Origin of the sequence: Streptomyces milbemycinicus (assembly GCF_002154605.1) — a bacterium.
Classification (GTDB): Bacteria; Actinomycetota; Actinomycetes; order Streptomycetales; family Streptomycetaceae; genus Streptomyces; species Streptomyces milbemycinicus.
In genome coordinates this window covers 1-2,916 of the sequence record NZ_MUNE01000932.1, presented here as the reverse complement: position 1 = coordinate 2,916, position 2,916 = coordinate 1, and the positions used below count along the sequence as shown (strand labels likewise).

Sequence of the window (2,916 nt, the reverse complement as noted above, 5' to 3'; positions counted from 1 at the left end):
CCTGATGCAGCGGCTGGTGCCGGTGTGAGTAAAGCGTGAGTGAGGGCTTCTCACCATGGTCTCACCTGGCTGCTCACCGGTGTGCTGATGGCACCAGCCGCTGCATCAGGGCGTGCGGCCCGCAAGAGGAAGGGGAGGGCGATGACCACATGACGGTGCTCCCGCCGCCCGACGAGGGATGGTTCAAGAGCAGCTTCAGTCCGAGCGGCGGCAACTGCGTGGAAGCCCTCCTCGCCCCCTTCCTCGACCCCCAGGCCGCCGCGCTCAGCCAGCGGCTCCAGCAACTGATCGCCGAATGACAAGGCAATGACAATGCGGCGAGGCGCTGCGCCCAGCATCATGGAGCCGTGCTGATCGAAACCGACTTAACTCCCCTGCTCCGTACGGATTTCAGCGACGACGACGCCTGGCAGGCGGTCCGCGCGGCCGTAGCCGCCCCGGTGGGTGGCGGCCTGACGCGGGCCGATACGGAATCCGTGGACGACCGGCGGCTCGCCGATTTCGCGAGCGAGCAGATCGTGGCGTCAGTCGATCCCGACGCCCCGTACGCCGTCGTGGTCGTCGCGGACCGGCGGACCATGACGGAAGCTGCTACGCCGCTGCTCGTCATCGACGTAGCGGACCGGACCGAACTGCGCTGCGTTCCCGAGGCACTGTGGGCCCTTCTCACCGATACGGGTGTCCGGGGCATGCGGCTCGCGGAATTCCTGGATGACGTCGGCCCGGACGGTCTGTTCCGTGGCGTCGGCGGACCCCACGGCCTGGAACGGAGGCTTGCCGCCCTGGCGGAGCTGCGCGGCGCCGCCGCTGCCCACCTGGGCGCACCGCAGGCAGCCCACCGCGCGGAGATACCCGGCCCGCCCCCGGCCGCGACGGTTCCCGGCAGGCCCGCTCCCCAAGCCGCCCGAACAGCGCCGTCCGTACCGGCACGGCCCTCGCTTCCCCCCGCGACCGGCTGAGCGGATCCGGCCCGGTGTGTCCCCGCCAGGAACGACCCGCGAAGATGGGGGTCGTTCTTCGCCGTACGTGGCCGTCGAGCGGTCCTGACCAGGCGCGTGCACAACAAGCGGTCGACAGAAGTGGTCCGAGCCGAACTGACCGGCGATACGTGGAACGTGACCGAGCGGCGCGCCGTACGAGTGCCCGGCCGGGTGGTCATGTACTGCGGTCAGGGGCGCGACGGCGTTCTGTGGCTTCGTGCCGGCGACACCTGGCTTCGCGTCGAAGCCTGACACAGCGCGGAAATCCACGCGCGCCCGCCGGCTCCCCGGCGGTACGGTCGAGGCCCCTCCGTCGGCCAAAAGGAGCGCGCCCCGATGCCCGCACCGTCCGGCTTCGCCTACCGACAGCGCGGCGACGGCAGCGTGGTCATCACCCACAACGGCCGAGCGGCGACCACCCTGCGCGGCTCCCGGGCGGCGCAGTTCATCGCCGAGGCCGAGGCCGGCGACCCGCAAGAGGTGATGGCGCGCTGGACCGGCAACTACCGCCGGGGCAACGAGCGCACCGCCCGCGACCACCCACGCAACCGGCGCTGACCGGCACGACCGGCGCTGACCGGCACCCCTCAGGCCGCTCAATCCCGCCCCTCTCCGGTGTGAGGTTCAGGCAGCCAGTCGCGGGCCGGGTCGTACTCCAGCCACCGGCTACGTCCCGCCTCCGCCGCGAGGGCGCTCAGCAGGGCGGGCAGGTGAGGGGGTCCGCTGCCGCACCACAGCAGCGACCAGGCGTACAGCGGCGTGGGGTCGACCAGCGGCACGGACCGGATCCCCGGAGTGTGAGGAAGCGGCACGTCGGCCGGTATCAGCGAGAAGCGGCGCGGGTCCGCGGCCAGGTCGGCGAGGAAACCGTCCAGTCCCAGGTTGGTGCCCTCGGCGTGGTCGCGGATGCCGAACCGCTCGGCGAAACGGTGCAGGAAGTCGAGCCGGTCCAGCGTCGCGGGGGCCCACAGCAGGCTGTCCCGCAGTTGCTCGGGCCGCAGGGCGGGCTCGTCCGCCAGTGGATGATCCGCGCTGAGGACCGCGTCCACCGGCTCCAGCCGTACCAGACGGTGTGTCAGCCCCGCGGGCAGCGGTGGATGGACGCGGCCGAACGCGGCGTCGATGTCGCCGCGGAGCAGCGCCGCCGCCACCGACGGCAGATCACGGCCGTGTCCGAGCTCCAGCGGTGGTGCGTCGCTGCCCGCCGCCACCTGTGCCAGCGTCCGCATCGGTGCGTAGAGGTGGCCCCATACATCGACCCGCAGCGGCCGGTGTTCGTCCAGGGCCGCGGCCACGGCCCGGTCCGCGGCGGCCAGCGTCTGCCGGGCCGGTTCCAGGAAGCGGTGGCCGGCGCGGGTCAGCTCCACCCCTTGGCCGGTGCGCAGGAACAGCGCGGTGCCCAGCACGGACTCCAGGCGTGCGATCCGTTTGGACAGCGCCTGTTGTGAGATCGACAGCGCCTCGGCCGCCCGTCCGAAGTGCAACTCCTCGGCGGCGAGAACGAAGGCGTGTACCTGCGCCAGATCGAGGTCCATGGCTCTCACCCTAAAGGTCCATCCAGAGAGGTACGCACCTCTCACCATGGGCGACAACCATGGGTGACAACCCTTGGTTGTCGGCTCGCCCGGCGGGTTGTTGGCCTGTCCGGTGACACCGCCGATTACATGATCCGCATGCAGAGACTGATCCCCACGGGAGATCCGGCGCGCCCGGTGGAGTTCACCGAGGACGCCCAGCCCGTCCCGGCGCCGGACGAGGCGCTGATCCGCGTCGAGGCGTTCGCGCCGAACCGAGGAGAGACGTTCCTCCTGGAACGACCGGAGCCGGGCCTGATGCCCGGCAAGGACGTCGCCGGCCTGGTGGTGCAGGCGGCCGCCGACGGATCCGGCCCGCGGGTCGGCACCCGCGTGGTGGGCCACCCGCCCCGGGGCGGGTG

Annotated in this window: 5 protein-coding genes; 4 read left to right on the top strand and 1 reads right to left on the bottom strand. The window is 71.8% G+C overall.

Going from position 1 to position 2,916, the window contains the following annotated elements; genetic code table 11:
- The first annotated feature begins 149 nt into the window (after positions 1-149).
- The 3 genes from CCN51_RS49055 (at position 150) to CCN51_RS49040 (ending at position 1,538) form a co-directional block, all read left to right on the top strand.
- Entirely contained in the window at positions 150-299 is a 150-nt protein-coding gene (locus CCN51_RS49055) for a DUF397 domain-containing protein (protein WP_014180668.1), read from the top strand.
- 48 nt (positions 300-347) lie between these two features.
- Positions 348-959, top strand: a complete 612-nt coding sequence (locus CCN51_RS49050) for a DUF6924 domain-containing protein (RefSeq protein ID WP_014180667.1) — start codon at positions 348-350, stop codon at positions 957-959.
- A gap of 357 nt (positions 960-1,316) precedes the next feature.
- Entirely contained in the window at positions 1,317-1,538 is a 222-nt protein-coding gene (locus CCN51_RS49040; protein WP_014180666.1) for a hypothetical protein, read from the top strand.
- A 38-nt stretch (positions 1,539-1,576) separates the two neighbouring features.
- Here CCN51_RS49040 and CCN51_RS49035 read toward each other — a convergent pair whose 3' ends face one another.
- Complete coding sequence (locus CCN51_RS49035) at positions 1,577-2,515, bottom strand: LysR family transcriptional regulator (protein WP_014180665.1); 939 nt, start codon at positions 2,513-2,515, stop codon at positions 1,577-1,579.
- 138 nt (positions 2,516-2,653) lie between these two features.
- Between CCN51_RS49035 and CCN51_RS49030 the strand changes: the two genes are divergently transcribed.
- Positions 2,654-2,916, top strand: a 263-nt coding sequence (locus CCN51_RS49030) for an alcohol dehydrogenase catalytic domain-containing protein (protein WP_425444806.1), incomplete at its 3' end; no start/stop codon positions are given.

Excerpts from the sequence above, each read along its gene's own strand:
- CCN51_RS49035 (WP_014180665.1), bottom strand. The coding sequence starts at position 2,515 with ATGGACCTCGATCTGGCGCAGGTACACGCCTTCGTTCTCGCCGCCGAG.
- CCN51_RS49055 (WP_014180668.1), top strand. The coding sequence starts at position 150 with ATGACGGTGCTCCCGCCGCCCGACGAGGGATGGTTCAAGAGCAGCTTC.
- CCN51_RS49040 (WP_014180666.1), top strand. The coding sequence starts at position 1,317 with ATGCCCGCACCGTCCGGCTTCGCCTACCGACAGCGCGGCGACGGCAGC.